The following is a 15,697-nucleotide window of genomic DNA, read 5'->3' on the forward strand; positions in this document are numbered from 1 at the left end:
CCCATGAAGGCCAAGGTTCACGTCACCCTGAAGCGCGGCGTCCTGGATCCGCAGGGCAAGGCCATCGAGCACGCGCTGCACACGCTGGGCTTCGAGGGCGTCGACAACGTCCGCGCCGGCAAGGTCATCGAGCTGGAGCTGAAGAGCACCGACAAGGACGCCGCCCGCAAGGAAGTGGAGGCCATGTGCACCAAGCTGCTGGCCAACACCGTGATCGAAGACTACGCCATCGAGCTGGCATAAGATTGCAGCCCCCTCCCCATCCCTCCCCCGCTTTGCGGTGGAGGGGGCAGAATGGCGGAGTCCCCTCTCCCGCGAAGCGGGGGAGGGTTAGGGAGGGGGCAAACGTTCCATGACCCCCGAACACCTCGCCTCCATCGACCCCATCTTCGCCGAGTGCGTGCGCGTCGGCGGACCGGTGCTGCGCGACTTCTCGCGGCCGGCGGGCTTCGAGGGGCTGCTGCGCATCATCCTCGAACAGCAGCTGTCCACCCAGGTGGCGCTGGCGCTGTGGCGCAAGCTGGAGGAGCGGGTGCCGGCGATCACGCCGGACTCCTACCTCGCGCTCGACGAGGCGACGCTGAAGGCCTGCGGCTTCAGCGGCCGCAAGATCGAGTACGGCCGCGTCCTGGCGGACTCCATCGCCTCCGGCCGGCTCGACCTGGACGCCCTGCACGCGATGGACGACGAGGCGGCCATCGCGGAGCTGGTCAAACTCAAGGGCATCGGCCGCTGGAGCGCGGAGGTCTACCTGATGACCTCGCTGGACCGTCCCGACCTGTGGCCGGTGGACGACCTCGCCATCATGCTGGGCGTGCAGCGCCTGAAGGGCTGGGCCGAGCGGCCGGGCCGCGACGCGCTGGTCGCCGTCGCCGAGCCCTGGCGCCCCTACCGCAGCCTCGCCGCAAAGCTGGTCTGGCATCATTACGTAGCTCTTCAGCAGCAGGCGCGGCAAAATCGGGCGGCCAAGACACGGCCGTGAGGTCAAGCATGCCGCGCACCGCCCTTGCCATCCGCCACGTTCATTTCGAGGACCTCGGCGCCTTCGCCGCCCCCATCGAGGCGCAGGGCTACCAGATCCGCATCCTGGACGCCGGAGTCGACGACCTGAGCGCCGTCGATCCGCTCGCCCCCGACCTGCTGGCCGTGCTGGGCGGCCCCATCGGCGCCTACGAGGAGGACCTCTACCCCTTCGTGGCCGACGAGGTGGCGATCCTCGAACGGCGGCTCGCCGCCGGCAGGCCGACGCTGGGCGTGTGCCTGGGCGCGCAGATGATGGCCCGCGCGCTGGGCGCCCGCGTCTACCCCGGCCCGGCCAAGGAGATCGGCTGGAAGCCGGTCGCCCTCACCGCCGCCGGCAAGGCCGGGCCGCTGGGGCATCTGGACGGCGTGCCGGTCCTGCATTGGCACGGCGACACCTTCGATCTGCCCGCCGGCGCCACGCTGCTGGCCTCGACCGACGTCTGCGTGAACCAGGCCTTCGCGGTGGGCCGGCATGCGCTGGCCTTCCAGTTCCACCCCGAAGCCTCTCCCGTCGGCTTCGAGCGCTGGCTGGTCGGCCACGCCGTGGAGATCGCCAAGGCCGGCCTGTCGGTGACCGATCTGCGCGACGGCGCCGCCCGTTTCGGCAACGACACCGCCGCCGCCGGCCGATGCTGCCTGACGGCGTGGCTGGCGGAGGTGCCGGCATGACGGCGGCCGGCCGCCTCGACGCGCTGCTGGTCGGAACCGCCGTCCCGTTCGGCCCGCCCGGCAAGACGAGCGCCATCACCAAGCGGCCGGTGGACGGGCCGCTGCTCCTCGGGCCGGAGGGCTTCCACGGCGACGAGCAGGCCGACCGCCGGGTGCACGGCGGCCCGGAAAAGGCGGTCCACCACTACCCGCGCGATCATTACGCAGCGTGGCGCGACGAACTCCATCCCGCGCCGGCCGCACTGAACGCGCCGGGCGCCTTCGGCGAGAATCTGTCCACCATGGGCCTGACCGAGGCGGACGTCTGCGTCGGCGACGTCTGGCGCCTCGGCGGGGCGGTGCTGCAGGTGGCGCAGGGGCGCCAGCCGTGCTGGAAGCTCAACCACCGCTTCGGCGTGCGGGACATGGCGCGGCGGGTGCAGACCACGGGGCGCACCGGCTGGTACTACCGGGTGCTGGAGCCGGGCAGCGTCGCCCCCGGCGACGCGCTGGCGCTGCTCGACCGGCCGCGCGCCGCGTGGCCGCTGACGCGGCTGCTGCGCGCGCTGTACGTGGACACGCTCGACCGCGCCGCGCTGGAGGCGATGGCCGCCATGACGGAACTGGCGTCGTCCTGGCGGACGCTGGCCGAAAACCGGCTCGCCCGCGGGGCGGTCGAGGACTGGAACCGGCGCCTGGACGGCGGCGCGTAGCGGCCGGCCTGCCCTGCCCCTTGCTTCGCCGGGTCTATGCCTCTAGTGTCCCGCCTGCATCGCCCACCCAGTCCTGAGCGGATCCGCGCCCCATGAAGGCTGCCGTCATCGTTTTCCCCGGCTCCAACCGCGAACGCGACGCCGTCGCCGCCCTGGAGACCGTTTCCGGGGTCAAGCCGTACGAGGTTTGGCACCGCGACACCGAGCTGCCCCAGGTCGACCTGATCGTCGTTCCCGGCGGCTTCTCCTACGGCGACTACCTGCGCTCCGGCGCCATGGCGGCCCACTCGCCGATCATGCGCGAGGTGAAGGCCCGCGCCGACAAGGGCGTGCGCGTGCTGGGCGTGTGCAACGGCTTCCAGATCATCACCGAGGCCGGGCTGCTGCCGGGCGCGCTGCGCCGCAACGCCGGGCTGAAGTTCATCTGCAAGCAGGTGGCGCTCCGCGTCGAGAACACCGACAGCGACTTCACCGCCAAGTACCGCAAGGGGCAGATCGTCCGCTACCCGGTGGCGCACGGTGACGGCAACTACTGGGCCGACGCCGACACCATCAAGCGCCTGGAGGACCAGGGCCAGGTCGCCTTCCGCTACGTCGCGGCCGACGGCGGCGACGATCCGCTGGGCAACCCGAACGGCTCCGCCGCGGCCATCGCCGGCGTCTTCAACGAGAAGAAGACCGTGCTGGGCCTGATGCCGCACCCGGAGGACGCCGTGGAGACGCTGCACGGCAACACCGACGGCCGGCCTATGTTCGAAGGCCTAGTTGACGCATTGCAATAAGCCTGGGTGCAGAATAGCGCCGCAAAAAGCCATAATTTGAAACTATCGCTGTGCGAATCGGTCGCGGTACGGTAGCCTGACAAGATCTGGGGCAAAATGTCCCAGTCATTGGGAGGCCCAGTATGCGTGGATTTTCCCTCAGCACCGGCATCCTCACCGCCGCCCTCCTCGTCGTGGCGGCCTTCGGCACCCCGGCCGAAGCCCTTGAATCCCGGCCCCGCGGCGCGTGCGACGCGCCGCAGCCGTTCACCCGACTCGTGCACTGCCCCTTCGCCGGGCAGCAGTTGGCCGGCTCCGATTTTCGCGGCGTCGACTTGGTGCAGGCGGATTTGAACGGCGTCGACTTGCGCGCCTGCCGGCTCGACGGCGCCGACCTGCGCAAGGCCGACCTGCGCTTCGCGAACCTCGCCGGATGCAGCCTCGTCGGCGCCGACCTGTCCGACGCCGACCTGTTCAACACCGTGCTGGACGGCGCCGACCTGTCGGGCGCGACGCTGGCCGGCGCCAACCTGCAGGGGGTGCGGCTGATCGGTGCACGCGCGCTGGCGGCCGACTTCTCCGGCGCCTACATCCGCGACGCGCGCCTCGACCGCGCCGACCTGACGGGCGCGCGGCTGGGGCAGGCGCTGCTGCTGAACGGCGTTCTGGCCGGCTCGACGCTGGCGGGGGCGGACCTGCGCGGCGCGGTGCTGACCGCCGCCAACGCGGTGGCGACCGACTTCTCCGGCGCCGACCTGGGCGGCGCCGTGCTGCTGGACGCGCAGCTGGCCGGCGCGGTGTTCGACGGGGCGGAACTGGCGGGTGCCACCTTCGACAACGCGCGCATCGGCGGCGCGCGCTTCGCCGGGGCGCTCCACCTGCCCGGCAAGCTGCAGACCATGGTCGCGGAGCGGTAGTCGGGGACGGATCAACTTGCTTTCGCGCGGGCGGGGCTTATAAAGCCCTGGAGACCCACCCCCGGGGCGCGGGCCCAGCCCGGCCGCCCGGACGAACCGGTGAGACCCGCCTTGACCGAAGCCGCCGTCACCCCCGAAATCGCCGCCGAGCACGGCCTCACGGCCGACGAATACCAGCGCGTCCTGGAGATCATGGGCCGCGTGCCCACCCTGACCGAACTGGGCATCTTCTCGGTCATGTGGTCGGAGCACTGCTCGTACAAGTCCTCCAAGGTGTGGCTGACGACGCTGCCGACCACCGGTCCGCAGGTCATCTGCGGCCCCGGCGAGAACGCCGGCGTGGTCGATTTCGGCGACGGCGACGCCATCATCTTCAAGATGGAGAGCCACAACCACCCGTCGTTCATCGAGCCCTACCAGGGCGCGGCGACCGGCGTGGGCGGCATCCTGCGCGACGTCTTCACCATGGGCGCCCGGCCCATCGCCAACATGAACGCGCTGCGCTTCGGCAGCCCCGACCACGCCAAGACGCGGCATCTGGTGTCGGGCGTGGTGTCGGGCATCGGCGGCTACGGCAACTGCGTCGGCGTGCCGACGGTGGGCGGCGAGACCAACTTCCACGAGTCCTACAACGGCAACATCCTGGTCAACGCGATGACCGTGGGCGTGGCCAAGGCCGACCGCATCTTCTATTCGGCCGCCGCCGGCATCGGCAACCCGGTGGTCTATGTCGGCTCCAAGACCGGCCGCGACGGCATCCACGGCGCCACCATGGCCTCGGCCGAGTTCTCCGAGGATTCGGAGGAGAAGCGCCCCACCGTCCAGGTCGGCGACCCGTTCACCGAGAAGCTGCTGATCGAGGCCTGCCTGGAGCTGATGGACACCGACGCCATCGTCGCCATCCAGGACATGGGCGCGGCCGGCCTGACCTCCTCCTCGGTCGAGATGGCCGGCAAGGGCGGCCTCGGCATCGAACTGGTGCTCGACCACGTGCCGATGCGCGAGACGGGCATGAGCCCGTACGAGATCATGCTCTCCGAGAGCCAGGAGCGCATGCTGATCATCCTCAAGCCCGGCCGCGAGGAGATCGCCCGCAAGATCTTCGAGAAGTGGGAGCTGGACTTCGCCGTCATCGGCCACCTGACCGACACCGGGCGCCTCGTGCTGAAGATGCACGGGCAGGTGTGGGCCGACATGCCGATCGCGCCGATCTCCAACCGCGCCCCGGTCTATGAGCGCCCGTGGGAGCCGACCCCGCCGCAGCCCGAGCTGGACGACGGCCTGTGGGACGGCTGGAGGCTGTCGCTGGAGGAGACGCTGGTCAAGCTGGTCTCCTGCCCCGACCAGGCGTCCAAGCGCTGGATCTGGGAGCAGTACGACAGCCTCGTCGGCGGCGACACCCGCTTCATGTCCGGCCAGGCCGACGCCGCGGTGGTGCGCCTGCCGAACCAGAAGAAGGCGGTGGCGATCACCACCGACTGCACGCCGCGCTACGTCAAGGCCGACCCGGTCCGCGGCGGCGCCCAGGCGGTGGCCGAGGCGTACCGCAACCTGTCGGCGGTCGGCGCGCTGCCGCTGGCGGTCACCGACAACCTGAACTTCGGCAACCCCGAGAAGCCGCGGATCATGGGCCAGATCGTCGGCGCCATCCAGGGCATGGGCGAGGCCTGCCGCGCGCTGGACTTCCCGGTCGTGTCGGGCAACGTGTCGCTCTACAACGAGACCAACGGCGAGGCGATCCTGCCAACCCCCGCGATCGGCGCGGTCGGCAGCCTGCCCGACGCCATGCTGGCGGTGGGCATCGCCTTCCGGAACGAGGGCGACACCATCCTGGCGGTCGGCGAGACCAAGGGACACATCGGCCAGTCGCTGTTCCTGCGCGAGATCCTCGGCCGCGAGGAAGGCCCGCCGCCGCCGGTGGACCTGAAGGCCGAGCGCCGCAACGGCGAGTTCGTGCGCGCCCTGGTGCTGGACGGCCTGGTGACCGCCAGCCACGACGTGGCGGACGGCGGCCTGCTGGTCGCGGTGGCCGAGATGGCGATTGCCGGCGGCGTCGGCGCCCACATCACCGGCCTGGACGGCGCGCACCCGAAGGTGCTGTTCGGCGAGGATCAGGCCCGCTACGTGCTGGCCGTCCGCCCGGACAAGGCCGAGGCGGTGCAGGCCCGCGCCAGGGAAGCCGGCGTGCCGGTGACCGTTCTGGGCACCACGCGCGGCACCGCGTTGACGGGCCGGGGCGGCGAGGCCATATCGATCGAGCGCCTGCGCAAGGCGAATGAGGCTTGGCTTCCGGCCTATATGACGGCCGGCGTCGAATAAGGACGAAGGACACGACCAATGGCGATGGAAGCCGCAACCATTGAACGCCTGATCCGGGAAGGCATTCCGGACTGCACCGTGCAGATCGCCGATCTGCGCGGCGACGGCGACCACTACGCCGCGCACGTCGAATCGCCGTCCTTCAAGGGCAAGTCGCGCGTGCAGCAGCACCAGATGGTGTACGCGGCGCTGCAGGGCAAAATGGGCGGCGAGCTGCACGCCCTGGCGCTCACCACCGGGGTCCCGGAAGGGGCCTGAGTCTTTACATAAGGGTACGAGACATGGTCGATCCGAACGTCGCCGAACGCATCAAGCAGGATCTCTCCGGCAGCGATGTCGTGCTGTACATGAAGGGCACCCCGGTGTTCCCGCAGTGCGGCTTCTCCGCCGCCGTCGTCCAGGTGCTGAGCCACGTGGGCGTGAAGTTCAAGGGCATCAACATCCTCGAGGATCCGGGCCTGCGCCAGGGCCTGAAGGAGTTCTCGAACTGGCCGACCTTCCCGCAGCTCTACGTCAAGGGCGAGCTGGTCGGCGGCTGCGACATCGTCCGCGAGATGTACGAGAACGGCGAGCTGCAGCAGCTCCTCGCCGACAAGGGCATCGCCACCGGCGCCAACGCCTGACGGCCTGGCCTTCGGGACACGAAAGGGCTCCGCCTCGGCGGAGCCCTTTTCGTTTGGGCGCCTAAATGGCGATCTGCGCCCGGATCTCCTCGACCTCGACCCGCAGGCCGTCCTCACCGCGCTCGATCAGGCCCAGTTCGGTCAGGTACTCGACATCCTCGTGCACCCGCTTGTAGTCGCGCCCCAGCGCCCGCGCCAGTTCAGCGATGCTGGCGGTCGGACTCAGGCGCAGGTGGTGCAGCAGCTCCATCCGCTTCGGTGTCAGCACCTTGACCAGGGTCTCCCAGTTCTCAAAGGTCAGGTGGTTCTCACGCACGTCTTCGCCGGCTTCGGCACGCTGAACGGCATCGAGCAGACGCGCCGTCATCCGGTCATAGTCTTCGCCCACGTGGATCTGCAGCTTGCCCATAGAGCCTCTCCCCTCATGGCCTCGACGTCGGCGCGGAAGTCCGCCAGCAGCCGTTCCAACGAGACAAAACAATACGGCGTCTCCCCGTCCCTCAGATGCCGATGGTCACCCTTGCCGCGTTCGTTGTCGTAGGCGACCAGACGCTCTGCCGGGTAGCCGTAGAACAGGCTGTACTTGTATCTGTGACGGCTTGGCGGAACCGGCATCGCGATGAGCCAGATGCGCCGGGATAAAATGGCGCCGTCGCGCAAAGACCTTCCGATCCTGAAAGACAAGCGCCGCCTTCGTCATGGGGCGTATCACGCCATAGGCGCGATATGGCGTCCAATGCCCTAAGGGGACGTCACGCCTCCGCCCGCGCCGCCTCCGTCATCACTTCCTGCGCGTCGCCGAACAGCGTCACCCCGGGCGGCACCGGCGGGCGGCGGCCCTCGTGCCACGCGGTCAGGAAGCGCACCACGGCGAACTGCGAGTCGCCGGACAGAGGCTTCTCGGCGAAGCCGATGGCGCGGGTGCCGTAGCGGTAGGCGAAGTCGCGGTTGGCGGTGACGTACAGCGACGTGGTGCCGAAGGTCTCGTTCAGGTACTCGTCCACCTTGGCGCCGCAGCGGCCGCCGCCGAGGCGCAGGTCCACCAGCGCCACGTCCGGCGCCTCGTGCCGCGTCAGCTCCTGGGCGGCCGGCAGGCTGGCGCAGATGCCCAGCACCCGGTGGCCGACACTCTCGACCACCTGCGCCCAGCTCAGCGCGATCAGCGCCTCGTCCTCGACGATCAGCACCTTCATGAGCCGCGTCCGCCCGAACGGGATGAAACTGTCCCAAGCGGGACAGGTGGCGCCGCCCCGCCCGGCGCGCAAGCCCGCTTTCGCCGTACCCGATTCGGGGGCTTGGCCGGAACCGGCCTGACCATCCGCCTGTTGCCTCTGACGAAGGATCAGGCCGAAGAATCGCGAAGGAGAGCAGCATGGCCGGCGACCATCACAGCCCGCGCAAGATGGGTGTCTACGAGGGGGCGGGCACGATCCGGTCGCAATCCCGGTCGTTCCTGTGGATCGTCGCGCTGGTGGTGGTGGCGCTGGTCCTGCTGGTGTGGATGCGCTGAGGAGGTTGTCATGGCGAAGACCCTGGTCGCCCTGTTCGACACGCTGGACGACGCCGAGGCCGCGGAGCGCGACCTGCTCGCCGCCGGCTTCTCCGACATGGAGGTCGAGGTGCTGCGCAACTCCGGCTACGGCGCCGGCGAGGGCTATGGCGAGGTCATGCCGCAGCTCAAGGGCTGGGGCGTGCCGCACGACGAGGCGGTGGCCTACGCCGAGGGACTGCGCCGCGGCGGCGCGCTGCTGGTCGTCTCGCCACGCGACGACGAGGCGGTGAGCCGCGCCGTCGGCGTGCTGGAAAGCGGGGACAGCGTCGATCTCGCCGCCCGCTCGGCCGAATGGCGCGCCTCCGGCTGGACCGGCGAGCCGGCCGTCATGGTGAAGCCGCGCGCCGACGGCGCCAGCGATGGCGTCGGCGACGAGGGCAACCTGGGCAAGGCCGCCGAGGCGCTGCGCGTCAGCAACGCCGAGGTGGTGCCGCCGCCCCCGCCGGATCCCGGCACGGCGTCGCCGTCCTACGTTCCCGGCTCGGCCATCGACGTGGCGCGCCAGCGCCTCGACCGCGAGGATCCGGAGCGCCGGTCATGAAACGCACCGCCCTGCTGCTGCCGGCGCTGCTGCTGCTCGCCGCGGCGCCGGCGCCCGCGCAGACCCAGGGCCGCGACCAGCGGGCTGCCGCCTGCCGCAACGAGGCCGAGCGCTTCGCCGCCACCTTCACGGCCCACGATCGCGCCGGCCGCGGCGCGGGGCCGGCCGACACGCCCGTGCCGGCGCCGAGCACCACCGGAGCCGAGCGCGACATGGCCCGGCGCGGCGGCGTCCTCACGCCGTCGCCGGTCGGCCGCGGCACGCAGCCGGAGGTCGATACCGCGCCGGGCGCCCGCGCCGGCACCACGCTGAGCGACGAGGACCGCCGGCGCATGCAGACCCGTGTCGACGAGGCCCGCGCCGCCGCCGACCGCGGCGACGCCGACGGATGCCTCCGCCACCTGCGCGAGGCGCGCACCGCCGCCCGCGAGGCCGGGATCGGCGGCGGGGGAGCCGGCAGCTCCGCCGCGTCGGGCGGCAACCGCGGCGGCAGCGGCGGCGCGACAGGCAGCGGATCGCTGAACACCAACACCGCCGGCAGCCGTCCGCCGGGCGCCCCGCCCGCGAGCGGATCCACGCCCGGCAGCGTCGGCGGTGCCGCCGGCGGAGGCGCAGCCGGCGGAGGCAGCGGCAGCCGCTGAACGTTCGTCCCACGGAGCGTCATGCCGGCGGTGCAGCCCGGTCATGCGCCCGGCATAACACGGGGCCGCCTCGCCGCCGCGCCGGTGCCCGTGCTACACCGGAGGCATGACGACCCTCAGTGACGCATCCGCCGACCGCCACAACCCGACGTTCACCGGCTTGGCCGCCGCGACCGGGGCCTTTCTGCTGTGGGGGCTGGTGGCGCCGGTCTACTTCAAGCTGCTGACCGGCATCGGCGCGGTGGAGATCGTCTCGCACCGCGTGGTGTGGACCGTGCTGCTGGTCGGCGCCTTCGTGCTGGCGGCGCGCGGGCCGATGGCGGTGGTGCGGGCGATCGGCACGTGGCGGCGCCTCGGCATCCTGGCGGTCACCACGGCGCTGGTCTCCTCGAACTGGCTGATCTTCATCTACGCCACGCTCAGCGGGCAGATGCTGCAGTCCAGCCTGGGCTACTACATCAACCCGCTGGTCAACGTGCTGCTCGGCGTCGTCTTCCTGCACGAGCGGCTGTCGCGCCAGCAGATGGTCGCGGTGGCGGTGGCGGCGACCGGGGTGCTCAGCCTCGTGCTGTGGTACGGCGTGGTGCCGTGGATCGCGCTGGCGCTGGCGGTGACGTTCGGCATCTACGCCCTGGTCCGCAAGAAGGCCGCCATCGAGCCGGTCACTGGCCTGCTGGTGGAGACCGGCCTGCTGATCCCGCCGGCGCTCGGCTACCTGCTGTGGCTGGGGCCGGAGGGGGCGTTCGTCGGCGGCGGCATGGGAACGGCGGTCCTGTTGGCGCTGGCCGGGCCGATCACCGCGGTGCCGCTGGTGCTGTTCATGGTGGGCGCGGCACGCCTCAAGCTCTCCACCATCGGGCTGCTGCAGTACATCGGCCCGACCGGGCAGCTGCTGCTCGGCGTGCTGGTCTACGGCGAGACCTTCACCGCGGCGCACGCCGTCGCCTTCGGCTGCATCTGGGTGGCACTGATGCTGTACTCGCACGACGCGTTCGCCACGCACCGGGCGGCCGTTCGGACGGCGGCGGCCGGGGACTGAGTACGGGGACCGAGGAACAACCCGGGCTTCACGGATTTCACGGATTGAGGCACGGATTACACGGATTTCCCTTATTCGTGCTGCGCCGAGTCCCATCCCGGAGGCCGATGCTGCGCACGATCAAAAAAGATCCGTGCAATCCGTGCCTCAATCCGTGAAATCCGCGTCGAAACGGTGACCCAAAACCTCACCCCTTCGGCGCCAGCCCCCGCGCCAGGGTCGTCGCGATGCTGCGCGCCACCGCGCACACCCGGCCGCTGTCCTCGGCGAATACCACCTGATCCAGGAAGCCCAGGCCGAAGCTCAGCGTCGCGATGCCGGCGGCGACGTTCGGCAGGTCGGCGTCGCGGTCGATCAGGCCCTTGTCGCGCAACGCTTCCAGCCGCGAGAGCAGGCAGGGGATGCGGCTCTCCGACAGCGTCCGCCCCATCTCCGCAGCGATGGCCGGATCGACCAGCGCGCGGCCCATGATCACCTTGGTGAACTCGCGGCACTTCCAGGCGTGCTCGGCCTGGTGGTGCAGGAAGGTGTGGATCTCCTTCTCCACACAGGTGCCGGCCGTCGGCGGCAGCGTGCAGCCCTGCGCCTCCTCGCGGCCATAGCGCTCGACCACCGCCAGCAGCAGGCCGGCCTTGCCGCTGAAGTAGCGCTGGATCAGCTGCTCGTTGACGCCGGCGCGCGCGGCGATCTCGCGCGTCGTCGCGGCGTCGAAGCCGCGCTCGGCGAACACCTGCTTGCCGGCGTCCAGCAGCGCGTTGGCCGTCGCCTCGCGGTCGCGCTTGCGGGGGCTTGTGCAGCCCTCGTCACCCCGCGCGCAGGGGGTTTCCTCGTCCAGCATGGCGTCCTTCCTCGCCGGGCACCGTGCCCGGCAAACCTATAATAGGTATGCACACGCATACTTGACAAGCGGCCTCGATGCAGTAAGTATGTACCCACATACATACTCAAGGACGCGAGCCTCCCAATGAGCCAGAACGACCTCTTCACGCCCGTCCGCCTCGGCGCCTTCGAGCTGCCCAATCGCATCGTCATGGCGCCGATGACCCGCAGCCGCGCCGGCGAGGGCAACGCCCCCACCCCGCTGATGGCCGAGTACTACGCGCAACGCGCCTCGGCCGGCCTGATCATCACCGAGGCCACGCAGGTGAACGACACCGCGCAGGGCTACCCCAGCACGCCGGGCGTCCACACCAACAGTCAGGCCGCCGGCTGGCGCCGCGTGACTGAGGCGGTGCACGCCAAGGGCGGGCGGATCTTCGTGCAGCTCTGGCACGTCGGCCGCATCTCGCACCCGATCTTCCAGCCGAACGGCGCGCAGCCCGTCGCCCCCTCCGCCATCGCCGCGGCGGGCGAGCTGTTCACCGGCGAGGGCATGAAGCCGTTCCCGGTGCCGCGCGCTCTGGAGACGGCCGAGATCCCCGGCCTCGTCCGCGACTTCGTCGAGGCGGCCAAGCGCGCGGTCTACGACGCCGGCTTCGACGGCGTGGAGATCCACGGCGCCAACGGCTACCTGATCGACCAGTTCCTGCGCGACGGCACCAACCAGCGCACCGACGCCTACGGCGGCTCCATCGAGAACCGCGCCCGTTTCCTGCTGGACGTCGTCGAGGCCACGGTGAACGCCATCGGCGCCGACCGCGTCGGCGTCCGCCTGTCGCCGAACGGCACCTTCAACGACATGCGCGACAGCGACCCGGTCGCCCTGTTCACCCACGTCGCCAAGGCGCTGAGCACCTTCAATCTCGCCTACCTGCACGTGATCGAGGGCATCGACGGCCCGATGGCCCTGCCGGCCGGCGCGCCGGCGGTGGCGTCGCAGCTGCGCGCCGCCTTCAAGGGCACCTTCATCATCAACGGCGGCTACTACACCCGCGCGGCCGCCGACGCCGTGCTGGCCAAGGGCGAGGCCGATCTGGTGAGCATCGGCATCCCGTTCATCGCCAACCCCGACCTGCCGGCGCGCCTGAGGGCCGGCGCGCCCCTGGCCGAGGGCGACAAGGAGACCTTCTACGGCGGCACGGAGAAGGGCTACACCGACTACCCGGCGCTGGAGATGGTGGACGCGTAAGGCGACGCATTGCCTGCCCTCCCCCAGCTCCGCTGGGGGAGAAAGCAAACGAAAAAGGCCGCCCCCTGCGGGGCGGCCTTTCGCGTATCGTCCGTGAACCGGCGGTTAGCGCGAGTAGAACTCGACCACCAGGTTCGGCTCCATCTGCACCGGGTACGGCACGTCGGCCAGCTGCGGGGCGCGCAGGAAGCTGCCCTTCAGCGCGCCGGTGTCGACGGTCAGGTACTCGGGGATGTCGCGCTCACCCGAGGCGATGGCCTCCAGGACGAGGGCGAGCTGCTTGGATTTGTTCTTCACCTCGATCACGTCGCCGTCCTTGACGCGGTAGGACGGGATGTTGACGCGCTTGCCGTTCACCAGGATGTGGCCGTGGTTGATGAACTGGCGGGCGGCGAACGGGGTGGGGACGAACTTCATGCGGTAGACGACGGCGTCCAGGCGGCGCTCCAGCAGGCCGATCAGGTTCTCGCCGGTGTCGCCCTTGCGGCGCACGGCCTCCTGATAGATCTTGCGGAACTGCTTCTCGCCGATGTTGCCGTAGTAGCCCTTCAGCTTCTGCTTGGCCATCAGCTGCAGGCCGTAGTCCGACGGCTTCTTGCGGCGCTGGCCGTGCTGGCCCGGGCCGTACTCGCGGCGGTTCAGCGGGCTCTTGGAACGGCCCCAGAGGTTGACGCCGAGACGGCGGTCAATCTTGTACTTGGACTCTTGACGCTTGCTCATACTCGTCCTCGGTTTTCGCGAGTTGGTTTTGTCCCGGTAGTTCCACCGGCGTTTCCGCCGGGGACGGGGCGCAAACAGGCACGCACGCCCGCCTTCCCGGGAAGTGAAGGCGCGCACTATACGGATCGCGCGCCGAATGTCAAACCCGCAAATCCGCCGGACGCGCGGGCGTCAGAAGCACTCCTCCTCCAGCTTCTTCAGCGCCGCCAGCGCCTCCCCGTCGTCGTGCTCCTCGAACAGCTCGACCATGTAGTAGACGTGCGCGTGCATGAGCAGCAGCGCGTCGGCCACCGGCACCCGGTCGCTCCCGGCCTCGGCGAGGCGCTGCTTGAAGCGCTCCCAGAAGGGGTTGGTCCTGGCCGGATCGTCGATGTAGCGGCGCAGGTGCCCGAGCACCGCGGCCATGTTGCCCTCGAAATCGATGCCGGCGAAGCTGGTGTAGCGGGCGAGCTGGGTCATCTCTCACCTGAGGGCTGCGTTGACCCGGGCAGCCTCGCACCGGCGGCACCGGCGCTCAACCGGCGGCGCCCGAACCGCGCCGGCGCTGCACGAACGGCATCATCGGCGCATGAACGGCATTACACCGCGAGCAGGCGGCGCACCAGCTCCACCCTGTCGCGGCCGACCGGGATGCGCGCGCCCTGCCCGGCCGACAGCGCCAGCGTCCAGCGGCCGTCCACCCGCTCGGCGGCGCGGACGTGGCGCAGATTCACCAGATGGCGGCGGTGGACGCGCACGAAGGTCAGGGGATCGACGCGCTTCTCCAGCTCCGCCAGCGCCAGCGGGCAGAGGTGCGTGCCGGCGCGGGTCAGCGCCTCGGCGTAGTGGCCCTGCGCGGTCAGGCAGACGACGTCGGCGATCTCCACCAGTTCGGTGGCGCCGCCGCGCAGCACCGGCAGCTTCAGCAGGTGCGGGCGCTCGGCGGGTTCGGCATCGCCCATGGGCAGTTCGCCCAGCGCGTGGAACATCATGCAGAAGCCCTGGTCGCCCAGCGTCGTCACCTTGGCGACGAGGCTGCCCATGGGCGTGGTCACCACCATGCCGGCGGTGCCGTCGGTGGCGTTCTCGGCGGCGTCGATCAGCCAGCGCACCTTGGCGCGCGAGGCCGGCGGGTGGAAGGCGAGGATGTCGGCGCCGATCGGGTCGGTGCCCTTCAGCCGCAGCAGCCGGCCCGCCACCGCGTTCACCGCGGTGATGCGCCGCGCAAGGTCCAGCATCACCACGCCCACCGCGGTGCGCTGCAGCCGGTATTCGAAACTGCCGGAGAAGGACGGGGCGGGGGGGCGGGCGGGCGGCATGACTCCCGGCAGCGTCGGACAGGCCGGCGCGGCGCGCAAGCGGTTTGTCGCTACGCCCCGCCCTTCCGCCGTCCGGTCAGGCTGGCCAGGATGCCGTGGAAGGTGCGGACCTCCTGCTCGGTCATCTGCATGCGCTCGAAGGCGTTGCGCAGGTTGCGCACCATGGAGGGACGCTTCTCCGGCGTGGTGAAGAAGCCGGTACGCTCCAGCTCGCCCTCGATGTGCTCGAAGAAGTTCAGCAGCTCCGCCTTGGTGGCCGGGCGCGACTGGCCGGTGTGCAGGACGCGCTCGGGCGGGACCTCGCCGGTCTGGAACCACTCGTAGCCGATCAGCAGCACCGCCTGCGCCAGGTTCAGCGAGGCGAAGGACGGGTTCAGCGGCACGGTGATCAGCTTGTCGGCCAGCGTCAGGTCGTCGTTGACCAGCCCGGTGCGCTCCGGCCCGAACAGCACGCCGGTCCTGTGGCCGGCGCTGTACTGGGCGCGCAATTCCTCGGCCGCCACGCGGGGCGTGACGAACTCCTGGACCATGCCGCGGGTGCGCACGGTGGTGGCGTAGACCACCTGCAGGTCGGCCACCGCCTCCGCCGTCGTCTCGTACAGTCTGGCGTTGTCGAGCACGAGGTCGGCGCCCGACGCGTTGGCCTGCGCCTTCTCGTTCGGCCAGCCGTCGCGCGGCTTGACGAGGCGCAGCTCGGTCAGGCCGCAGTTCAGCATGGCGCGCGCGCAGGCGCCGATGTTCTCGCCCATCTGCGGCTGGACGAGGATGATGGTGGGGCCGCCCGTGATGGTCGGGCGGTTGGGGTCCTTGCCGGAAGTCATGTCAGTCTCTCAA

The 15,697-nt window shown here is 70.6% G+C and carries 22 protein-coding genes; 14 read left to right on the forward strand and 8 right to left on the reverse strand.

Annotated features, from left to right (window positions below):
- Positions 1-3: 3 nt before the first annotated feature.
- From purS to grxD, 9 genes are all read left to right on the forward strand, one after another.
- On the forward strand, positions 4-243 hold the full coding sequence (gene purS, locus ACRWK7_RS34460; RefSeq protein ID WP_109118411.1) for a phosphoribosylformylglycinamidine synthase subunit PurS: 240 nt from the start codon (positions 4-6) through the stop codon (positions 241-243).
- Between the two features lie 109 nt (positions 244-352).
- Positions 353-982, forward strand: a complete 630-nt coding sequence (locus ACRWK7_RS34465) for a DNA-3-methyladenine glycosylase family protein (protein ID WP_431862263.1) — start codon at positions 353-355, stop codon at positions 980-982.
- 8 nt (positions 983-990) lie between these two features.
- Positions 991-1,692 carry a glutamine amidotransferase gene (locus tag ACRWK7_RS34470; RefSeq protein ID WP_431862265.1) on the forward strand — a complete coding sequence of 234 codons (702 nt, stop codon included), beginning with the start codon at positions 991-993 and terminating at the stop codon, positions 1,690-1,692.
- The gene (locus ACRWK7_RS34475) at positions 1,689-2,384 is read left to right on the forward strand and encodes an MOSC domain-containing protein (protein ID WP_431862267.1); all 696 of its coding nucleotides are present in this window, start codon (positions 1,689-1,691) and stop codon (positions 2,382-2,384) included. Before ACRWK7_RS34470 ends, ACRWK7_RS34475 begins: the two co-directional genes overlap by 4 nt.
- Positions 2,385-2,476: 92 nt before the next feature.
- Positions 2,477-3,166: a phosphoribosylformylglycinamidine synthase subunit PurQ gene (purQ, locus tag ACRWK7_RS34480; protein WP_431862269.1), complete on the forward strand. Its 690-nt coding sequence runs from the start codon at positions 2,477-2,479 to the stop codon at positions 3,164-3,166.
- Positions 3,167-3,288: 122 nt separating this feature from the next.
- Complete coding sequence (locus tag ACRWK7_RS34485) at positions 3,289-4,062, forward strand: pentapeptide repeat-containing protein (RefSeq protein WP_431862270.1); 774 nt, start codon at positions 3,289-3,291, stop codon at positions 4,060-4,062.
- A gap of 111 nt (positions 4,063-4,173) precedes the next feature.
- Positions 4,174-6,381, forward strand: coding sequence for a phosphoribosylformylglycinamidine synthase subunit PurL (gene purL / locus ACRWK7_RS34490; protein ID WP_431862272.1), 2,208 nt, complete (start codon positions 4,174-4,176; stop codon positions 6,379-6,381).
- An 18-nt stretch (positions 6,382-6,399) separates the two neighbouring features.
- Positions 6,400-6,639, forward strand: a complete 240-nt coding sequence (locus tag ACRWK7_RS34495) for a BolA family protein (RefSeq protein WP_431862274.1) — start codon at positions 6,400-6,402, stop codon at positions 6,637-6,639.
- A gap of 23 nt (positions 6,640-6,662) precedes the next feature.
- On the forward strand, positions 6,663-7,004 hold the full coding sequence (gene grxD / locus ACRWK7_RS34500) for a Grx4 family monothiol glutaredoxin (RefSeq protein ID WP_431862276.1): 342 nt from the start codon (positions 6,663-6,665) through the stop codon (positions 7,002-7,004).
- Between the two features lie 61 nt (positions 7,005-7,065).
- On the opposite strand, the gene ACRWK7_RS34505 is transcribed toward grxD, so the two are convergent.
- The 3 genes from ACRWK7_RS34505 to ACRWK7_RS34515 form a co-directional block, all read right to left on the reverse strand.
- The gene (locus tag ACRWK7_RS34505; protein WP_431862278.1) at positions 7,066-7,413 is read right to left on the reverse strand and encodes a hypothetical protein; all 348 of its coding nucleotides are present in this window, start codon (positions 7,411-7,413) and stop codon (positions 7,066-7,068) included.
- Complete coding sequence (locus tag ACRWK7_RS34510) at positions 7,368-7,619, reverse strand: toxin-antitoxin system TumE family protein (RefSeq protein ID WP_431862469.1); 252 nt, start codon at positions 7,617-7,619, stop codon at positions 7,368-7,370. Before ACRWK7_RS34510 ends, ACRWK7_RS34505 begins: the two co-directional genes overlap by 46 nt.
- A gap of 137 nt (positions 7,620-7,756) precedes the next feature.
- Positions 7,757-8,197 (reverse strand): response regulator, encoded by a 441-nt coding sequence (locus ACRWK7_RS34515; RefSeq protein WP_431862280.1) that lies wholly within the window; start codon positions 8,195-8,197, stop codon positions 7,757-7,759.
- A 179-nt stretch (positions 8,198-8,376) separates the two neighbouring features.
- On the opposite strand from ACRWK7_RS34515, the gene ACRWK7_RS34520 reads away from it, so the two are divergent.
- The 4 genes from ACRWK7_RS34520 (at position 8,377) to rarD (ending at position 10,777) form a co-directional block, all read left to right on the forward strand.
- The gene (locus ACRWK7_RS34520; protein ID WP_431862282.1) at positions 8,377-8,514 is read left to right on the forward strand and encodes a hypothetical protein; all 138 of its coding nucleotides are present in this window, start codon (positions 8,377-8,379) and stop codon (positions 8,512-8,514) included.
- A 10-nt stretch (positions 8,515-8,524) separates the two neighbouring features.
- Positions 8,525-9,097: a hypothetical protein gene (locus tag ACRWK7_RS34525; RefSeq protein ID WP_431862284.1), complete on the forward strand. Its 573-nt coding sequence runs from the start codon at positions 8,525-8,527 to the stop codon at positions 9,095-9,097.
- Positions 9,094-9,738, forward strand: coding sequence for a hypothetical protein (locus ACRWK7_RS34530; RefSeq protein WP_431862286.1), 645 nt, complete (start codon positions 9,094-9,096; stop codon positions 9,736-9,738). The genes ACRWK7_RS34525 and ACRWK7_RS34530 overlap by 4 nt, the downstream gene beginning before the upstream one ends.
- 106 nt (positions 9,739-9,844) lie before the next feature.
- On the forward strand, positions 9,845-10,777 hold the full coding sequence (gene rarD / locus ACRWK7_RS34535; protein ID WP_431862288.1) for an EamA family transporter RarD: 933 nt from the start codon (positions 9,845-9,847) through the stop codon (positions 10,775-10,777).
- A 187-nt stretch (positions 10,778-10,964) separates the two neighbouring features.
- On the opposite strand, the gene ACRWK7_RS34540 is transcribed toward rarD, so the two are convergent.
- Entirely contained in the window at positions 10,965-11,615 is a 651-nt protein-coding gene (locus ACRWK7_RS34540; protein WP_431862291.1) for a TetR/AcrR family transcriptional regulator, read from the reverse strand.
- A gap of 126 nt (positions 11,616-11,741) precedes the next feature.
- Here ACRWK7_RS34540 and ACRWK7_RS34545 point away from each other — a divergent pair, with 126 nt between their 5' ends.
- Complete coding sequence (locus ACRWK7_RS34545; RefSeq protein ID WP_431862292.1) at positions 11,742-12,845, forward strand: alkene reductase; 1,104 nt, start codon at positions 11,742-11,744, stop codon at positions 12,843-12,845.
- A 105-nt stretch (positions 12,846-12,950) separates the two neighbouring features.
- Here the strand turns inward: ACRWK7_RS34545 and rpsD are convergent, their stop codons facing one another.
- From rpsD to ACRWK7_RS34565, 4 genes are all read right to left on the reverse strand, one after another.
- Positions 12,951-13,565: a 30S ribosomal protein S4 gene (rpsD, locus tag ACRWK7_RS34550; RefSeq protein WP_431862294.1), complete on the reverse strand. Its 615-nt coding sequence runs from the start codon at positions 13,563-13,565 to the stop codon at positions 12,951-12,953.
- Between the two features lie 171 nt (positions 13,566-13,736).
- Complete coding sequence (cowN, locus tag ACRWK7_RS34555) at positions 13,737-14,024, reverse strand: N(2)-fixation sustaining protein CowN (RefSeq protein WP_431862296.1); 288 nt, start codon at positions 14,022-14,024, stop codon at positions 13,737-13,739.
- Between the two features lie 119 nt (positions 14,025-14,143).
- Positions 14,144-14,863, reverse strand: a complete 720-nt coding sequence (locus ACRWK7_RS34560; RefSeq protein WP_431862298.1) for a PAS domain-containing transcriptional regulator — start codon at positions 14,861-14,863, stop codon at positions 14,144-14,146.
- 50 nt (positions 14,864-14,913) lie between these two features.
- Positions 14,914-15,684 carry an RNA methyltransferase gene (locus ACRWK7_RS34565; protein WP_431862300.1) on the reverse strand — a complete coding sequence of 257 codons (771 nt, stop codon included), beginning with the start codon at positions 15,682-15,684 and terminating at the stop codon, positions 14,914-14,916.
- Positions 15,685-15,697 lie beyond the last annotated feature (13 nt).

The sequence above is a fragment of the Azospirillum sp. genome, assembly GCF_050789165.1.